The following is a 17,084-nucleotide window of genomic DNA, read 5'->3' as shown; positions in this document are numbered from 1 at the left end:
TCACTGTCCTTCCCGGTCGGCACCGACCGATGCGTATCCATTCCCGCCCGTGGGGCCGCCCACCGCCGCATGGCCGCCGGTGGACCCGAATCCCCCCTCGGCCCGCGCCGAGCCGGGAAGCTCCGCCACCTCGTGGAAGCGCACCTTCTCGACCTGCTGGACGACCAGTTGGGCGATCCGGTCGAACCTCTCGAACCGCACACTCTCGCGCGGGTCCAGATTGACCACGATCACCTTGATCTCCCCACGGTACCCGGCATCCACCGTCCCCGGGGCATTCACGAGTGCCACACCGCAGCGTGCGGCCAGGCCCGACCTCGGGTGCACGAACGCGGCGTACCCCTCGGGCAGCGCGATGGCCACCCCCGTGGGCAGTACCGTGCGCTCCCCCGGGGCCAGTTCGGCCGCCTCCGTGGTGACGAGGTCGGCCCCCGCGTCGCCCGGGTGCCCGTATGCGGGCAGCGGAACCTCCGGATCGAGGCGCCGGATCCGTACGTCCACGGGGTGCCGCGTCTGCGGTGTCTGAAGGGGCTCGGTCACGGGTTCACCTCGAAGGCGCGGGCGCGGCGTACTTGGTCGGGGTCGGCCATCGCGGCCTCGATCTCCTCGGGCCGGCCGTTCTGGATGAAGTGCTCGACCTTCACCTCGATGAAGACCGCGTCGGCGCGGACCGCGACCGGGCCGTCCGGGCCGCCGATCCGGCCCTCGGCACGTGAGTAGATCTTCCGCCCGTGCACCGCGGTGACCTCGGCGTCCAGGTGCAGGACCGTGCCGACCGGCACCGGGCGCAGGAAGTCGGTCTCCAGGCGGCCGGTCACGGCGATGGCCTGGAGCAGCCAGTTGAGCGAGCCGAGCGTCTCGTCCAGGGCCGTGGCCAGTACGCCGCCGTGCGCGAGGCCCGGCGCGCCCTGGTGGGCCTCCTTGACGGTGAACTCGGCGCTGACGCGCACGCCCTCTCCGGCCCGCGCCTCCAGGTGCAGGCCGTGCGGCTGCCCCTCGCCGCACCCGAAGCAGCGGTCGTAGTGCGCGCCGAGCAGCTCGCCGGGTGCGGGCGCTTCGGGGTGCCGCACGGGCGCTGCGGCGTCCGGGGGCGGCGTCAGCGATGTCCTGTCTCCACTCACAGGTGGAGACCCTACCCGCGCGCGCGGAGCACGCGCGCGCACGTGCCAAGCTGGAGCCATGCAGTCGTACGAAGAACGCCTCACCGCACCCCGCTCCTGGTGGGTGATCGCCGCGGCCGTCGGCGTCGCCTGCGCCCTGATGCTGCTGCCGCTCGGGACGCTGCCGATGCTCGGCGGGCTGGTGGGTGGCGCCGCGCTGGCCGCCGTGCTGGTGAGCGCGTACGGCTCGGCCCGCATCCGGGTCGTCGGCGGCGCGCTGATCGCCGGGGACGCGAAGCTCCCCGCGGAGGCGCTGGGCGAGGCGCACGTGCTGGACGCCGAGGAGGCCCGGGCGTGGCGTACGTACAAGGCCGACACCCGTGCGTTCATGGTGATGCGGAGCTACATCCCGACGGCGGTGCGGGTCGAGGTGACCGATCCGGCGGACCCGACGCCGTACGTCTACCTGTCGACGCGGCACCCGGAGGAGTTGTCGGCGGCGCTGGCCGCGATCCGGGCCTGAGGGCGCCGTACGGGGGCGTTCTCGGGGCTTGCGGGGACGTTCTCGGGCTGGGTTCAGGGGGCTCTGGGCTCAGTCGTCCCGGCCGGGCTCCCGGCGGCCGGAACGGCCGGTTCTGGCGCGGCCGGTGAGTCCCTTGCGCGCGGGGGCCGGGGCAGGGTCCGGGAGCGCGTCCCAGGGCACCTGGCGGCGGCGCAGGTCCCGGCGGACCTTGTCGGCCAGTCTGGCGGTGTCCCGGCGGTTCATGAACGCGCCGACCGCGGCGCCCACCATGAACGGCGTCATGCTCGGCAGGTTCCGCATCATGCGCTTCATGATCTGCTGACGCAGCTCGCGCTTCATCTGTCCGCCGAGCGCGAGGTTCAGTGAGGCGGGCGCGGCGATGTCGACGCCGCGCTCCTCGGTCCAGGCCTGGACGTATGCCAGGCCGCGGGCCTTGAGGCCGCCCTGCGGACGCAGTCCGTACACCTCGTGCAGCTCGGCGAGGAGCTTGATCTCGACCGTGGCGACGCCGACGACCTCGGCGGCCAGCTCGGCCGGCATGGCGGGCGGCACCGGCATCATCGCCGCGGCGCCCACTCCGGCACCGACGGTGGCGGTGCCTCTCGTCGCCCCCGCGACGAGTTTGTCGGCCAGTTCCTCGGGGGTCAGGCCGGGGAACTGGCGGCGCAGCGTGGCCAGGTCGCGGACCGGGATCCGCGGGGCGGTCTCGATGATCCGGTCGGCGGTCCAGGCGAGTCCCGACCGCACCGTGACGCCGCGCTTGCGGGCGCCGTCGACCGTTCTGGCCGCGAGCGTGGCCGCGCGGCCACGCTCTCTCAGCGCTTCGGTGCCCCGCTCCGCGGGGAGGGCGGTCCGGTCGGTGGGCACGGACGCGGTCTCCCCGCGTGGGTGTGCCCCGGCCGCCGGACCGGTCTCGCCCTGATTGCCTCTACGGAACGGTTTCACTGAGCTTCACCTCACGCTGTCGTCCCGGTGACCGCGGCTCGGTGCGGCGCCTGTCCGGGAGACCGCCGGTCCCCCTCGCGGGCGCGTACGGGCCACGACCTCGGCCCGCCGTCAGGCCGCGCAGTCGCGGCAGATCGGCTGGCCGTTCTTGTCCTCCGCGGCCAGCTGGCTGCGGTGGTGGACCAGGAAGCAGCTCATGCAGGTGAACTCGTCCTGCTGCTTGGGCAGGACCCGCACGGCGAGCTCTTCGTTGGAGAGGTCGGCGCCGGGCAGCTCCAGGCCTTCGGCCTGCTCGAACTCGTCGACGTCGACGGCCGAGGCGGACTTGTCGTTCCGCCGCGACTTCAGCTCTTCGATGCTGTCCTCGTTGAGGTCGTCATCGGTCTTGCGTGGTGTGTCGTAATCCGTAGCCATGGTCGCTCTCCCCCTCTGGGTGTCTGCGGTGTCTCAGCGCTCGTAACGCGTGAGAGGCCGGACTTGTGCCCGACCTGAGGCGGAGATTTTGCCTCACATCAAGGTCTGTTACTCAATCGACACCCAACCGCACCCCTGAAGAGGTGATCGGATTGGATGGCGATAGGACCGTACACGGTCCTAAAGTCGCACCTCGCGCTTGCCATCACGTGTACTTCCCGTGATCAGCCCCCCGGGAAACCCGGAGTTTCCCGGCCTTCCGCGGGCCAAAGCGATCACGGAGAGTAGACGGCCCGGAATTCGCGTCTGTGATCGATCACACACGTCCGGGCCGATGAACGGACCGGTCGAATTCCGCGCAAAGCGAACTCGGGGCGAAGGATGACCGGACACCCCCGGCCGCGTCAAGCCGGACCCGCGGGGGCGGTGGCCGGAACTCCTACACCGGGAGCACCACGCGCATGTCCATGCCTCCGCCCTCACGCGGCACGGCCGTGATCGTGCCGTCGTGCGCCCGGACCACGGACCGCACGATGGACAGGCCGAGGCCCACGCCCTTGTCGCTGCCCGTGCGCTCCGTACGCAGCCGCCGGAACGGCTCGAACAGGTTCTCCACCTCATAGGCGGGGACCACCGGGCCCGTATTGGAGACCACCAGCACCGCCCAGCCGGGCTGCGCTTCGGTGGTCACCTCCACGAAGCCCTCTGGCACGTTGTACCGCACGGCGTTCTGTACGAGGTTCAGCGCGATGCGCTCCAGGAGGACGCCGTTGCCCTGCACGAAGACCTGCTTGCGTACGCCGCGCAGCTCCACGCCCTTGGCCTGCGCCTCGCTCCGGGACTGCTCGATGGCCTGCGAGGCCACCTCGGCGAGATCGACCGGTTTCCGGTCCACGATCTTGTTCTCGCTGCGCGCGAGCAGCAGCAGGCCCTCGACGAGCTGTTCGCTGCGCTCATTGGTGGCCAGCAGGGTCTTGCCCAGCTGGGCCAGCTCGGGCGAGGCGTCCGGGTCGGCGAGCTGCACTTCGAGGAGCGTGCGGTTGATCGCCAGCGGCGTGCGCAGCTCGTGCGAGGCGTTCGCCACGAAGCGCTGCTGCGACTCGAACGCGCGGTCCAGCCGGTCCAGCATCTCGTCGAACGTGTCGGCGAGCTCCTTCAGCTCGTCGTCCGGGCCGCCCAGCTCGATCCGGCGGTGCAGGTCGGAGCCGGCCACCCGCTGCGCGGTCCGCGTGATGCGGCCCAGCGGGGACAGGACTCGGCCCGCCATCGCGTACCCGAAGGCGAACGCGACGATGGTCAGGCCGACCAGCGCCATCAGGGAGCGGTTCAGCAGGTTGTTCAGGGCCACCGCGCGCTGCTGCGAGATGCAGGTGTTGATGGCCGAGTTCAGCTGGTCGACGTTGTTGGTGGCAGCGCCGGGGCAGCGGTCGGTGACGATCCGGAAGTCCGAACCGATGATCTTGAACGGCAGCTGGTTGCCGTCCTGGAGGGCGTTGGCGGCCAGCATGTAGATGATGGCCAGCAGCACGATGCCCGCCATCAGGAACATGCCGCCGTACAGCAGCGTGAGCCGTATCCGGATGGTCGGGCGCAGCCACGGGAAGGGGCGGACCGGCGGCTTCGGGTCCCAGGTGGGCTTGGGCGGTGCGGGCGGCGACTGGGGCGCCGCGGGTGTCGTGGCCATGCTGCTCAGATCCGGTAGCCGGAGCCCGGTACGGTCACGATCACTGCGGGCTCGCCGAGCTTGCGGCGCAGCGTCATGACGGTCACCCGGACCACGTTCGTGAACGGGTCGGTGTTCTCGTCCCAGGCCTTCTCCAGGAGCTGCTCGGCCGAGACGACGGTGCCCTCGCTGCGCATCAGGACCTCCAGCACCGCGAACTCCTTGGGCGCGAGCTGGACCTCCTTGCCGTCGCGGAAGACCTCGCGGCGGTTCGGGTCGAGCTTGATGCCGGCCCGCTCCAGGACCGGCGGCAGCGCCACGGTGGTACGGCGCCCCAGGGCCCGTACACGGGCGGTCAGCTCGGTGAAGGCGAACGGCTTGGGGAGGTAGTCGTCGGCGCCGATCTCCAGGCCCTCCACGCGGTCGCTCACGTCGCCGGAGGCGGTCAGCATCAGGACGCGGGTGGGCATGCCCAGCTCGACGATCTTGCGGCAGACGTCGTCGCCGTGGACCAGCGGGAGGTCGCGGTCCAGCACGACGACGTCGTAGTCGTTGACCGCGATCCGCTCCAGCGCGGCCGCGCCGTCGTACACCACGTCGACCGCCATGGCCTCCCGGCGCAGTCCGGTGGCCACCGCATCGGCGAGCAGCTGCTCGTCCTCGACGACGAGTACACGCACGTCGCTAGTCCTTCCTCACGGCCCCGCCGAACAGGGCACACACAATTTTCGAGCACATCCATCCTGCCCCGAAGAGCCGTAAACCGGCTGTAAGAGGAGGTGCGGACGCTCGCCGCGGGACCGCGGCTACCCGATTGGCAGCGATTCACCGCCTTCTTGAGGTTTCCGTGAGGTTCGGCATGGGGAGGACGATTGCACACTCGCGATCACGCCTTGCATGACGCCGTACCGCGACCGGACGGCAGTCCGCGGGGACCACGCCGTGATCTCCCTCAGCCACACCCCCGTGGACGAGGGGCCCACACCCGTCGGCACACCCCCGTGCCACCGACCCACGACGAGGGGGCGCACCATGGACGCGTTCACCGCAGGCATTCTGCAGCGCATAAAGAGCACCGAAGCCGACCTGGACCGGGCCCGCGAAACCGGCGACGACTTCCTCGCCGACGTCGAGCAGGCCGAGCTGGAGGACCTGCAGCGGCTGGCCTCCGAGCACGGTGTGGAGGTCGGCGCGCCCAGCGTCTGATCCCCGCCCGCCCCGTACGAAGGGCGCCCCGGCACCGAGGGGACGGTGCCGGGGCGCTTCGTCGTGTCCGGGCGCGTATGCGTGTCGTACGGCGGCATGTGTCGTACGGCGGCACGGGCGGGCCGTACGAGACGTGGCCCGTCCGTTCCGGCGCGCGGCCGGGAGGCGGGCCGTACGGCGGCGTGCGCGGCCCGCACGGCCCGCGGGTCCCGGGTCAGTCGTGCCAGGCGCCCAGGTCCTCCAGCAGGGGCTGGAGCGCCTCGAAGACGGCCGGGGAGGCGGCGACGGTGAGGTCCGGGGAGACCGGGTCGCCGGCGCGGCCGCCGGTCAGCGCGCCGGCCTCGCGGGCGATCAGCTCGCCTGCCGCGTAGTCCCACGGGTTCAGACCGCGCTCGTAGTAGGCGTCCAGCCGGCCGCAGGCCACGTCGCAGAGGTCGATCGCGGCCGAGCCGCCGCGCCGGATGTCGCGCACCTGCGGGAGCAGGGAGCCCAGGACGGCGGCCTGCGCGGCGCGGCGCTCGGCCACGTACCCGAAGCCGGTGCCGACCAGCGCCTGGGAGAGCGGCGGGGCGGGCCGCACCCGGACCGGCGCGCCGTTCAGGAAGGCGCCGCCGCCGAGCACGGCGTGGCTGGTCTCGCCGCGCATCGGTGCCGCGACCACACCGACGAGCGTCTCGCCGTCCTTCTCGGCGGCGATGGACACCGCCCAAGAGGGCAGGCCGTAGAGGTAGTTGACGGTGCCGTCGACGGGGTCGATCACCCAGCGGATCCCGCTGGTCCCCTCGGAGCTGGCGCCCTCCTCCCCCAGGAAGCCGTCCTCGGGGCGGCGCTCGGAGAGGAAGCCGGTGATCAGCTTCTCGGAGGCGATGTCCATCTCGGTGACGACGTCGATGGGGCTGGTCTTCGTGGCGGCCACCCCGAGGTCGGCGGGGCGGCCGTCGCGCAGCAGCTCACCGGCCCGGCGGGCGGCCTCCAGGGCCAGCGCGAGGAGTTCTTCCTTCAGTTCACCGCTGTACGGCGAGGCGTCCTTCAGGGGATCGGACACGGTGCTCCTTGTTCGTACGGAAGGTCCCGCGGGCGGCGCTCACGGCCGGCCCGCGGGCCGCCGCGGCGCGTACGCCCGCGGGCCGGGCAGCCGGGCCGCACGCCGTCGGGCGGCCCGGGGGCTGGCTTCTCAGGCCCCCGCCGGCGCGCCGCTCCAGTCGGCGCCCGCGGCGGCGGGCCGGGGGCTGCGGGCCGGGCAGCAGCCGACCGGGCAGAGGTCGTGGCTCGGGGCGAGGGCGCCGAGCGCGCAGCGCTCCGGGGAGCGGCCGCGCTCCGCCGCAGCACGCTCCAGGAGCAGGTCGCGGACGGCCGCGGCGAACCGCGGGTCGGCGCCCACGGTGGCCGAGCGGGCGACCGGCAGGCCCAGCTCGGCGGCCTTGGCGGTGGCCTCCGTGTCGAGGTCGTACTTGACCTCCATGTGGTCCGAGACGAAGCCGATGGGGGCCATCACGACGGCCGGGACGCCCTGCGCGTGCAGCGTCTCCAGGTGGTCGCAGATGTCGGGCTCCAGCCAGGGGATGTGCGGGGCGCCGCTGCGCGACTGGTAGACGAGCTGCCAGGGGTGGGCGATGCCGGTCTCCTCACGCACCGCCTCGGCGATCACCTTTGCCACGTCCAGGTGCTGGGCGACGTACGCGCCGCCCTCGCCGCCCTCGGTGTGCTCCTCCGGCCGCCCCGAGGTGTCGGCGGCGGCGGTGGGGATGGAGTGCGTGGTGAACGCGAGGTGGGCGCCCGCGCGGACGTTCTCGGGCAGCTCGGCGAGGGAGGCGAGCACCCCGTCGACCATGGGGCGGACGAAGCCGGGGTGGTTGAAGTAGTGCCGCAGCTTGTCGACCCGCGGCACCTCAAGGCCCTCGGCCTCCAGGGCGGCGAGCGCGTCGGCCAGGTTCTCCCGGTACTGCCGGCAGCCGGAGTACGAGGCGTACGCGCTGGTCGCCAGCACGGCGATGCGGCGGCGGCCGTCGCGGACCATGTCGCGCAGGGTGTCGGTGAGGTACGGCGCCCAGTTGCGGTTGCCCCAGTAGACCGGCAGGTCCAGGCCGTGCTCGGCGAAGTCCTTGCGCAGGGCGTCCAGCAGGTCGCGGTTCTGCGCGTTGATCGGGCTCACACCGTCGAACAGGAAGTAGTGCTGCCCCACCTCCTTGAGCCGCTCACGGGGGATGCCGCGGCCGCGCGTCACGTTCTCCAGGAACGGGACCACGTCGTCGGGCCCTTCGGGGCCCCCGAAGGAGAGGAGGAGCAGGGCGTCATAGGGAGCAGGCACTGACTGTTCGGGCATGTTTCGATCCTCCCACCCGCCACTGACAGCCGGAAAACCGGAGGCACCTTCCGTGCGCCACCCGTAAGCTGTATGGCCGCAGTACGTTCCTTACTGCCACCCTGTACCGACCTCCCGCGGTCCCCGCGGATCCTCACCTGGCGGAGCGCCCCCTTGCCCAGTCCCTACCGCGCCCTGTTCGCCCGGCCCGGCACCAAGTCCTTCTCCGCCGCCGGGTTCCTGGGGCGCATGCCGCTCTCCATGACCGGCATCGGCATCGTCACCATGGTCTCCCAGCTCACGGACCGGTACGGACTGGCGGGCGCGCTCTCGGCGACGGTCGCCCTGGCGGCCGCGGTACTGGGCCCGCAGATCTCCCGCCTGGTGGACCGGCACGGCCAGCGCCGCGTCCTGCGCCCCGCGACGCTCGTCTCCCTGGCCGCGCTCGGCGCCCTGCTCGTGGCCGCCCGGCAGCGCTGGCCCGACTGGACGTTGTTCGTCTTCGCGGCCTGCGCGGGCTGCGTCCCGAGTGTCGGCGCGATGGTCCGCTCCCGATGGGCCGAGGTCCACCGCGCCTCCCCCGAGATGCTGCACACCGCGTACTCCTGGGAGTCGATCGTCGACGAGTTCTGCTTCATCGTCGGGCCGATCCTCGCCATCGGGCTGTCCACGTCGTGGTTCCCCGAAGCCGGGCCGCTGCTGGCCGGTGTCTTCCTGGCGGCGGGCGTGTTCTGGCTGACCGCGCAGCGCACCACCGAACCCGTACCGCACCCCCGCGCGCACCACACCAAGGGCTCCGCGCTGCGCTCCCGGGGCCTCCAGGTCCTCGTGGTCACCTTCGCCGCCACCGGCGCGATCTTCGGGGCGATCGACGTGGTGACGGTGGCCTTCGCGGAGGCCCAGGGCCACAAGGGCGCGGCCAGCCTCGTCCTCGCGATCTACGCGTTCGGCTCCTGCTCGGCAGGCGCGGTCTTCGGAATGCTGCGCCCGGCCGGCCCCGCAGCGCGCCGCTGGGTACTGGGCGTCCTCGCCATGGCCGTGAGTATGATCCCGCTCCAACTGGTCGGGAACCTGCCGTTCCTGGCCGTGGCGCTCTTCGTCGCGGGCCTGACCATCGCTCCCACGATGGTGACCACCATGGCCCTGGTCGAGCAGCACGTACCGCGCGCACAACTGACCGAGGGCATGACCTGGACGAGCACCGGGCTCGCGGTCGGGGTGGCGCTCGGCTCGTCGGCCGCCGGCTGGGTGGTGGACGCGGCCGGGGCCCGTGCGGGGTACGCCGTGCCGGCCGTGGCGGGAGCGCTCGCGGCCGCGGTCGCGTTCCTCGGATACCGCCGGCTGCGGCCGGCGCCTACGCGGGCGGGGGCACCCCTGCCCCCGGTGACGGGAGGGCTGGGCGCACATGACAGTGGTTCGAGCGACTCGGGAGAACGTGTGGCGTAACTGGGCGGGGAACGTCCAGTCCCACCCCGTACGGAGCGTGGCACCGGCCTCCACCGAGGAGCTGGCGGCGGCGGTACGGCAGGCGGCCGCCGACGGGCTCACCGTGAAGGCGGCCGGCACCGGCCACTCCTTCACGCCCACCGCGGTCACCGACGGCCTCCTCATACGCCCCGAGCGGCTGACCGGCATACGGAAGGTGGACCGCGCCGCCGGCACGGTCACCGTCGCCGCCGGCACCCCCCTGAAGGACCTCAACGCGGCGCTCTCCGGGCAGGGCCTGTCGCTGGCCAACATGGGCGACATCATGGAGCAGACGGTCTCCGGAGCCACCAGCACCGGCACCCACGGCACCGGCCGGGACTCCGCCTCCCTCTCCGCCCAGATCGTGGGCCTGGAGCTGGTCACCGCCGACGGCTCCGTACTCCGCTGCTCCGCGCAGGAGAACCCGGACGTCTTCGCGGCGGCCCGGCTCGGCCTGGGCGCGCTCGGCGTCCTCACGGAGCTGACCTTCGCCGTCGAACCGGAGTTCCTGCTCGCCGCCCGGGAAGAGCCGATGCCGTTCGACCGGGTGACCGAGGACTTCGACGCCCTCGTCACGGAGAACGAGCACTTCGAGTTCTACTGGTTCCCGCACACCGGGAACTGCAACACCAAGCGCAACAACCGCAGCCAGGGCCCAGCGGCACCGAACGGCACCGTCAGCGGCTGGGTCGACGACGAGCTGCTCTCCAACGGCGTCTTCCAGGTCGCATGCGCCGTCGGCAAGGCGCTGCCCGCCACCATCCCCGGCATCGCCAAGCTCTCCAGCCGCGCGCTCTCCGCCCGTACGTACACCGACATCCCGTACAAGGTGTTCACCAGCCCGCGCCGGGTGCGCTTCGTGGAGATGGAGTACGCCGTCCCCCGTGAGGCGGCGGTCGCCGCGCTACGGGAACTGCGCGCGCTGGTGGAGCGCTCCGGCTTCCGGATCAGCTTCCCCGTGGAGGTACGCACCGCGCCCGCCGACGACATCCCGCTGTCCACCGCCTCCGGGCGGGACACCGCCTACATCGCGATGCACATGTACCGGGGCACGCCGCACGAGGCCTACTTCACGGCCGCCGAGCGCATCATGACGGCGCACGGCGGCCGGCCGCACTGGGGAAAGCTGCACACCCGGGACGCGGCCTACCTGGCGGCGGCGTATCCGCGCTTCGGGGAGTTCACCGCGCTCCGGGACCGGCTGGACCCGGAGCGGGTGTTCGCCAACCCGTATCTGCGGCGGGTGCTCGGCGACTGAGGCGCGGCGCCGGCCCCGGGGCGGGCCCGCGGGGCCGGCGTCCGGCCTCAGGAGGAACCGGGGGCCGGAGTCCGGCCGGCGTCCTGGGTGCCGGCCGAGCCGTCCTCCGCGTCCTGATCGCCGGTCGCGCCGCCGTCGGCGCCGTCGGTCGGCGTCGGCGCCGGATCCGAGGAGGACTCGCCCCCATCGCTCGGCGACGGGCTGGGCGAGGTGGACGCGCCGTCCGATTCGTTCCCCGTCCCGCTGCCGTTGTCCGTGTCCGAACCCGAGGGGGACGGGGAGCCGCCGTCCGAGGTCTCCGGCTGCGGCGTCGGCGACTCGGTGGCGCCACCGCCCTTCTCCGTGTCCCCGGTCGACGTGCTCGGCGACGGCGTCGGCGTCGTCGGGGCGCTGCCGCCACCGCCGGACCGGAAGAGGTTGTAGACCGACGTGCCGCGGCCGCCCGACGCGTCGTGCCCGGTGGCCAGCTCGAAGGCGGTGACCCCGGCCATCGCCAGCAGGAAGACCGCCAGCCCGACGAGCCAGGTACGGCGCCGGCCCCGCCATCGGGTGCCGTACAGGGTCCGGCCTGCCTCCTCGTCGGAGGTCTCCGCCACGGAGGCACCGGCGGGCGGCGCCACGGAAGAGTCGCCGGGCGGCTCCGCCACCGTACGCAGCGCCATCGTGCGCACGTCGTGCCGCGGCACGGGGCGGGTCTCGTCCTCGTGCCGCGGGATGAGGCGGGTCTCGTCCTCCGCTCCTTCGGGTGCGGTGGGAGAGAGCGCACGGGTGGCCACCTCCGACAGCACGGGCAGCGCCCGTGTCGCGTCCGCCGCTCCCGTAGCGGCGGCGGTCCCCGTACCGGGCTCGCGCTCGGCGGCCCGGTCCATGGCCGCCGCGACAGAGGTCACCTCGTCCTCGGCGCCGTCGCGGCCGAACGTGGGCAGGACCATCGTCACGCCCGGACCGGGAGCCGACGCGGCTCCCGAGGCCTCGCGCGCGGGCGTACCGGGAGCGGCCGCCCGGCCACCGAGCTGCTGTCTGCGGCGCGGCTTGGGCCGCGTGCTGACCGTCGCCTCCTTGACCTGCTCGCCCGTGCGGCGGAAGAGGTGCTGGAAGATCGACCCGCCCGTGGTGGCGACCACGCTCACCACGCCCGCACCGATGACCGTTCCGTAGACGCCGAGCCGACCGGCAAGGTAGGCGGCGACCGCCGCGGCGAGCGCACCGCCCGCCACCTGGGGGATGCTCAGGTCGAGACGTTTCTCCTTCCCGGTCTTCTTTGTGTGGCTATCGGTTCTGTCGTCCATTCCACGCCCTTGATCGACGCTTCGATCGGTCTTGCACACAGAAGGGACATTTGGGCGAACTGGATAGTTCCGTTTCTGGCGATTCTGTGAAGCACGACACATTTTCGGCGTACGTCACCGCACGGCCCGGATGTAGAGAGGTCGACAAGGCGACCGGACTCCGCTGTCCAGCGAAAACTTGGCGGCGCGGCTACCCACCGCGGTGGTCCGAATGGAGTACTGTTGCGAATCCTGGCCCCGGTTTCCCGTCCGGCTGCCCGGACCCAGGGGAGGGGCCTCCAAGGCGGCACCCGCCCCGGGGCGCCGTCATTCGGCACGGGGGGCTGGTACACAGGGCAACCGGTACGGTCACCGGAGGTCGCAAACTGGTTACCGTGTCATAACGGCGTTTCAGGGCCACTGCCTGACGCGCCGGGCAACTCGGCAATGTTGTGGCAGGCTGCACCCGGGCAGGCCACACTCGACTAGCGGAAGCAGCGACGCACGTGACGTCGGCAGGCACCACCCGGGAGGTCCCCATGCCCGAACTGCGTGTCGTGGCCGTATCGAACGACGGCACACGGCTGGTGCTCAAGGCTGCGGACAGCACCGAGTACACGCTGCCGATCGACGAGCGGCTGCGTGCCGCGGTGCGCAACGACCGTGCACGCCTGGGCCAGATCGAGATCGAGGTGGAGAGCCACCTCCGGCCACGGGACATCCAGGCCCGCATACGGGCCGGTGCGTCCGCCGAGGAGGTCGCCCAGCTCGCCGGTATCCCCGTCGACCGGGTGCGGCGTTTCGAGGGCCCCGTACTGGCCGAGCGCGCGTTCATGGCCGAGCGCGCCCGGAAGACACCCGTGCGCCGCCCCGGCGAGAACACCGGTCCGCAGCTGGGCGAGGCGGTCGCCGAGCGGCTGCTGCTGCGCGGCGCCGACAAGGACAGCGTGCAGTGGGACTCCTGGCGCCGGGACGACGGCACCTGGGAGGTGCTGCTGGTCTACCGCGTCGCGACCGAGCCGCACTCCGCGAGCTGGACGTACGACCCGCCCCGGCGGCTCGTACAGGCCGTGGACGACGAGGCGCGGGCGCTGATCGGCGAGACCGACGACACCCCGGAGCCGAGCTTCCCGTTCGTCCCCCGGATCGCCCGGTTGCCCAGGGACCGGCCGCTGGACCGGTCACTGGACCACCAGCAGCCGGGCGAGCGGCCCGCGCCACAGGCCGCCGAGGACGAGGACGTGCTGCCCGCGGCCTCGGCCGAGGAGCTCGACGAGCGGGACCCGCGGGACTCGCTCACCAGCCTCCTGGAGGCGGTACCGAGCTTCCGCGGCGACCTGGTCGTCCCCGAGCCGAAGACGCCGCCGGACGACGAGCCGCAGACGGAGGCCGAGGTCGAGGAACCGCCGGCCCCCGCCGCGAGCGCGGGCGCGGGTTCCGCGTACGCGGACGTACTGATGCCCCGCTCGGTCGCGGGGCACCGGGACCGGCTGAAGGGCACCACCGACCGCCAGGCCGAAGCGGACGGCGTCCGCCCCGGCCGCCGCGCCGCCGTGCCCAGCTGGGACGAGATCGTCTTCGGCACGCGACGCGGCAAGAAGCCGGACGCCTGACCGCCCGGCGGTCAGGCGCGGACGGCCGCGCCCGGGTAACGGCCTCGCGGCTTCGGTCCCCCGATGCGGAGCAACTTCGGCCTCCAGGTGCGGAAACGGTCCTGCACGTGGTCCTGCATGGCGCCCCTGGGGTCATGCAGGTGGCCCTTCATCGCGCCCCTGGGGTCCTGCACGGGCGCCCGCGGCCTCCGGAGGCCCGGCACTCGGCCCGGGGGCGACAGTCCGCGGCCGGTCACGCGCTGCCGCCCCGGTACGCCCCGGTGGCGGCAGCGGTGAGGTGACGGTCGATCCGGTACGTCCGGCCGGTACGCCCGGTCAGCCCGCTTCGGCGCCCGTGGCCACCGGGCGGGACGGGTCGGACGACCACTCGCTCCAGGAACCGACGTACAGGGCCGCCGGTACGCCCGCCACGGCGAGCGCCAGGATCTCGTGGGCGGCGGAGACCCCAGAGCCGCAGTAGACACCGACCTCGGCGTCGGGGACGGCCCCGAGAGCGGCGAAACGCTCGGCCAGCTCGGCGGCCGGCCGGAGCGTCCCCTCGGCGGTGGCGTTCTCGTTCGTCGGCGCGGAGCGCGCCCCGGGGATGTGGCCGGCGACCGGGTCGATCGGCTCCACCTCGCCGCGGTAGCGCTCCCCCGCCCGCGCGTCCAGGAGCACCCCACGGCGGGCCAGAGCGGCCGCCTCGTCGGCGTTCAGCACCGGCAGGGCACCGGGGGCCACCGTGAAGTCGCCGGGCTCCACTGCGGGTTCCTCGGCGGTCAGCTCACCGCCCGCAGCGCGCCACGCCGCGAGGCCGCCGTCCAGGACGCGTACGGACTCGTGCCCCGCCCAGCGCAGCAGCCACCAGGCCCGGGCCGCCGCCCAGCCCTGGGCGCCGTCGTACACGACCACCTCGCTGTCCTTGGAGATCCCGGCCGCGCGCATGGCGGCGGTGAAGACCTCTGGGTCCGGGAGGGGGTGCCGGCCGGCGGCGCCTGCGGGGCCGGCCAGTTCGGTGTCCAGAGCGACGTAGACGGCACCGGGAATGTGTCCCGCCTCGTACTCGGGGCGCCCGGGCGGGCCGCCGAGCTGCCAGCGGACATCGAGGAGCACCGGAGGCGTACCGCCCGCAAGCTCGCTAGCCAGTTCGGAAGCGGAGATGATGGCATTCATGGCCCCATCCTCGCGCAGTCACGTGCGAGCCACGCCGATCATGGGCAAGTCCGTCCGGAAGCGCGGAGAACGGCCCATGAAGAGAACGGAAGCGCGGAGAGCGGCTCACGAAGAGGGCGGGGTGCGGCCGCACGAGGAGGCCCGTGAGAGGCCGCCAGGACCGTGGGGAGCCGGACAGATCCACATAGGGAGCCGACAGGTCCGTAGGAGGCCGGCAGGAGGGCCGTCACACCGGGCGGTGACATCGGCAGAAACGAACCTGCGTCATCACATCGAGCGCTCTCCGGCACAGCTGCGCACCCGGTTCTCACGATTCGGACGACGGGCGGCGCGGCCGACCCGCGCCACGTACCCGAGGGTGCGAGCATCTGCACGGCACAGCCCCCTGACCCGTACGGTCCCCCCGATGGCCCGAGGAGCGAGCGACGATGACGACCGAGGCAGCGAGTCCGCGGGTGCCCGGCACCCCGTGCTGGGTGAGTCTCATGGTGCACGGCATGTCCACGACGCAGGACTTCTACGGTGCGCTGTTCGGCTGGGAGTTCCGGCCCGGGCCGCAGCAACTCGGTCCCTACGTACGGGCGCTGCTCGCCGGCCGTGAGGTGGCGGGCATCGGCGTACTGCCACCGGAGCGGCGGCTGCCCATCGCCTGGACGCCCTATCTCGCGAGCGACGACGCGGACGCCGCCACGGAACGCATCCGCGCCTGCGGCGGCACGGTCGGGGTCGGGCCGCTGGACGCCGACCGAGCGGGGCGGATGGCGCTGGCCTCGGACCCGCAGGGCGCGGTCTTCGGGGTCTGGCAGGGGCACATGATGAAGGGCACGGCGGTGGTCGGCGAGCCCGGCACCCTGGTGTGGAACGAACTCGTGACCCGAGAGGCCGCCGAGGCAGGCACCTTCTACGAGCACGTCTTCGGCTTCGAGACGGAGGCGGGGCCCGGGCCCGACCGCCTCACGCTGTGCCTCAAGGGGCGCCCGGTGGCGAGCATCCGGGGCGTGGGCGACGCGCTCCCTCGTGAGCGGGGGCCGCACTGGACCACGTACTTCGCGGTCTCCGACACGGACGCGGCGGCCCGCCGCGTCGTGGAGCTGGGCGGGCGGGTGACCGACGAGTCACGGGACTCGGCGCACGGGCGGCTGGCGGTGGTCACCGACCCGGAGGGCGCGGAGTTCCGGGTGATTCAGCGGTGAGTTCCGGGCGGTCCGGCGCTGAGCGGAGCAGCCTCCGGACCTCGCCCGACCGCTGACTCCTCTCCCCTGACTCGCTCGCCCGGCTCGCCCTCCGCCGCGGCTCACGCCGCCGGCTCGCTCCCCGCGTCGACCGGAAGGACGTCCGGGGAGAGCGCGGCCGCGTGCGCGGAGGCGGCGGTCTGACGGCGCCTGTGGTGGCGCCGGCAGAGGACCTCGTAGCCGACCTCGGTCCCGGCCGCGTGCACGTCCCCCACGACCACCTGGTCGCCCTCGACGACCATCTGCCCGCCCACCGTACGGGCGTTGTGAGTCGCGCGGGCACCGCACCAGCACAGCGCCTCGACCTGGAGCACCTCTATGCGGTCGGCCAGTTCGACCAGCCGCTGGGAGCCGGGGAAGAGCTTGCTGCGGAAGTCGGTGGTGATCCCGAAGGCGAAGACGTCCAGCTCCAGGTCGTCCACCACGCGGGCCAGCTGTTCGATCTGGGCGGGGGTCAGGAACTGCGCCTCGTCGGCGATGACGTAGTCGACACGGGCCCCGGAGCTGATCCGGCCGACGACATAGGCGTAGAAATCCAGGTCGTCGGCGACCTCGACGGCGTCGACGGCGAGGCCCAGCCGGGAGGAGAGCCGGCCGGCACCCGCCCGGTCGTCACGGGTGCAGATCATGCCCTGCAGGCCGCGCGCTGAGCGGTTGTGCTCGATCTGCAGCGCGAGCGTCGACTTCCCGCAGTCCATCGTGCCGCTGAAGAACACCAGTTCAGCCATGGGGGATGTGGTCGCCTTTCGGGCGCGTCGGGCCGTACCGACGGCAATCGGGTCGTACGAAGAGGGGAGTTACGGGGGGCGTGTTGCGCGGTACCGAAGGACCGGCGTACCGATGCGCGCCGCCGTACCGGCCGTATCGATTCGCCCCCCACTTCCCCCATGGGGGAGCGGAGATCCCCTGCTCAACACAGTAACGGGTGCCACTGACAACGC

General features: G+C 72.9%; 17 protein-coding genes. 6 read left to right on the top strand and 11 right to left on the bottom strand.

Annotated elements, in window-relative coordinates:
- On the bottom strand, positions 1-540 hold the full coding sequence (gene dut / locus ACZ6WH_RS36075) for a dUTP diphosphatase (RefSeq protein ID WP_469733976.1): 540 nt from the start codon (positions 538-540) through the stop codon (positions 1-3).
- Entirely contained in the window at positions 537-1,121 is a 585-nt protein-coding gene (locus tag ACZ6WH_RS36070; RefSeq protein WP_469733973.1) for a PaaI family thioesterase, read from the bottom strand. Before ACZ6WH_RS36070 ends, dut begins: the two co-directional genes overlap by 4 nt.
- Positions 1,122-1,179: 58 nt before the next feature.
- Here ACZ6WH_RS36070 and ACZ6WH_RS36065 point away from each other — a divergent pair, with 58 nt between their 5' ends.
- Positions 1,180-1,623 (top strand): DUF3093 domain-containing protein, encoded by a 444-nt coding sequence (locus ACZ6WH_RS36065; protein ID WP_432859490.1) that lies wholly within the window; start codon positions 1,180-1,182, stop codon positions 1,621-1,623.
- A 69-nt stretch (positions 1,624-1,692) separates the two neighbouring features.
- Here ACZ6WH_RS36065 and ACZ6WH_RS36060 read toward each other — a convergent pair whose 3' ends face one another.
- From ACZ6WH_RS36060 to ACZ6WH_RS36045, 4 genes are all read right to left on the bottom strand, one after another.
- Positions 1,693-2,490, bottom strand: coding sequence for a hypothetical protein (locus ACZ6WH_RS36060; protein ID WP_469733969.1), 798 nt, complete (start codon positions 2,488-2,490; stop codon positions 1,693-1,695).
- A 189-nt stretch (positions 2,491-2,679) separates the two neighbouring features.
- Positions 2,680-2,982 (bottom strand): DUF4193 domain-containing protein, encoded by a 303-nt coding sequence (locus ACZ6WH_RS36055; protein WP_003982531.1) that lies wholly within the window; start codon positions 2,980-2,982, stop codon positions 2,680-2,682.
- 439 nt (positions 2,983-3,421) lie between these two features.
- On the bottom strand, positions 3,422-4,666 hold the full coding sequence (locus ACZ6WH_RS36050) for a sensor histidine kinase (protein WP_432859486.1): 1,245 nt from the start codon (positions 4,664-4,666) through the stop codon (positions 3,422-3,424).
- Positions 4,667-4,671: 5 nt separating this feature from the next.
- Positions 4,672-5,325, bottom strand: a complete 654-nt coding sequence (locus ACZ6WH_RS36045; RefSeq protein WP_030062975.1) for a response regulator transcription factor — start codon at positions 5,323-5,325, stop codon at positions 4,672-4,674.
- Between the two features lie 352 nt (positions 5,326-5,677).
- On the opposite strand from ACZ6WH_RS36045, the gene ACZ6WH_RS36040 reads away from it, so the two are divergent.
- A complete protein-coding gene (locus ACZ6WH_RS36040; RefSeq protein ID WP_361562937.1) occupies positions 5,678-5,851 on the top strand; it encodes a hypothetical protein in 174 nt (57 codons plus the stop codon).
- A 214-nt stretch (positions 5,852-6,065) separates the two neighbouring features.
- On the opposite strand, the gene ACZ6WH_RS36035 is transcribed toward ACZ6WH_RS36040, so the two are convergent.
- Both ACZ6WH_RS36035 and ACZ6WH_RS36030 read right to left on the bottom strand, forming a co-directional pair.
- On the bottom strand, positions 6,066-6,896 hold the full coding sequence (locus ACZ6WH_RS36035; protein WP_432859484.1) for an inositol monophosphatase family protein: 831 nt from the start codon (positions 6,894-6,896) through the stop codon (positions 6,066-6,068).
- Positions 6,897-7,025: 129 nt separating this feature from the next.
- Positions 7,026-8,174, bottom strand: a complete 1,149-nt coding sequence (locus ACZ6WH_RS36030) for a ferrochelatase (protein ID WP_469733963.1) — start codon at positions 8,172-8,174, stop codon at positions 7,026-7,028.
- 153 nt (positions 8,175-8,327) lie between these two features.
- Between ACZ6WH_RS36030 and ACZ6WH_RS36025 the strand changes: the two genes are divergently transcribed.
- On the top strand, positions 8,328-9,599 hold the full coding sequence (locus tag ACZ6WH_RS36025) for an MFS transporter (RefSeq protein WP_469733961.1): 1,272 nt from the start codon (positions 8,328-8,330) through the stop codon (positions 9,597-9,599).
- The gene (locus ACZ6WH_RS36020; RefSeq protein ID WP_469733959.1) at positions 9,559-10,878 is read left to right on the top strand and encodes a D-arabinono-1,4-lactone oxidase; all 1,320 of its coding nucleotides are present in this window, start codon (positions 9,559-9,561) and stop codon (positions 10,876-10,878) included. The genes ACZ6WH_RS36025 and ACZ6WH_RS36020 overlap by 41 nt, the downstream gene beginning before the upstream one ends.
- Before the next feature lie 47 nt (positions 10,879-10,925).
- Here ACZ6WH_RS36020 and ACZ6WH_RS36015 read toward each other — a convergent pair whose 3' ends face one another.
- Positions 10,926-12,167 (bottom strand): hypothetical protein, encoded by a 1,242-nt coding sequence (locus ACZ6WH_RS36015; RefSeq protein WP_469733955.1) that lies wholly within the window; start codon positions 12,165-12,167, stop codon positions 10,926-10,928.
- Positions 12,168-12,652: 485 nt separating this feature from the next.
- Here ACZ6WH_RS36015 and sepH point away from each other — a divergent pair, with 485 nt between their 5' ends.
- Complete coding sequence (gene sepH, locus ACZ6WH_RS36010) at positions 12,653-13,759, top strand: septation protein SepH (RefSeq protein WP_469733953.1); 1,107 nt, start codon at positions 12,653-12,655, stop codon at positions 13,757-13,759.
- Positions 13,760-14,074: 315 nt separating this feature from the next.
- On the opposite strand, the gene ACZ6WH_RS36005 is transcribed toward sepH, so the two are convergent.
- The gene (locus ACZ6WH_RS36005) at positions 14,075-14,911 is read right to left on the bottom strand and encodes a sulfurtransferase (protein WP_469733951.1); all 837 of its coding nucleotides are present in this window, start codon (positions 14,909-14,911) and stop codon (positions 14,075-14,077) included.
- Between the two features lie 428 nt (positions 14,912-15,339).
- Between ACZ6WH_RS36005 and ACZ6WH_RS36000 the strand changes: the two genes are divergently transcribed.
- Positions 15,340-16,104, top strand: coding sequence for a VOC family protein (locus tag ACZ6WH_RS36000; RefSeq protein WP_469733948.1), 765 nt, complete (start codon positions 15,340-15,342; stop codon positions 16,102-16,104).
- 101 nt (positions 16,105-16,205) lie between these two features.
- On the opposite strand, the gene ACZ6WH_RS35995 is transcribed toward ACZ6WH_RS36000, so the two are convergent.
- Positions 16,206-16,871, bottom strand: coding sequence for a thymidine kinase (locus tag ACZ6WH_RS35995; RefSeq protein WP_469733945.1), 666 nt, complete (start codon positions 16,869-16,871; stop codon positions 16,206-16,208).
- Between the last annotated feature and the right edge of the window lie 213 nt (positions 16,872-17,084).

It is taken from the genome of Streptomyces sp. NPDC050806, assembly GCF_055586425.1.
Note: the sequence above shows the minus strand (reverse complement) of the source record. Positions and strands in the feature narration are given on the sequence as shown.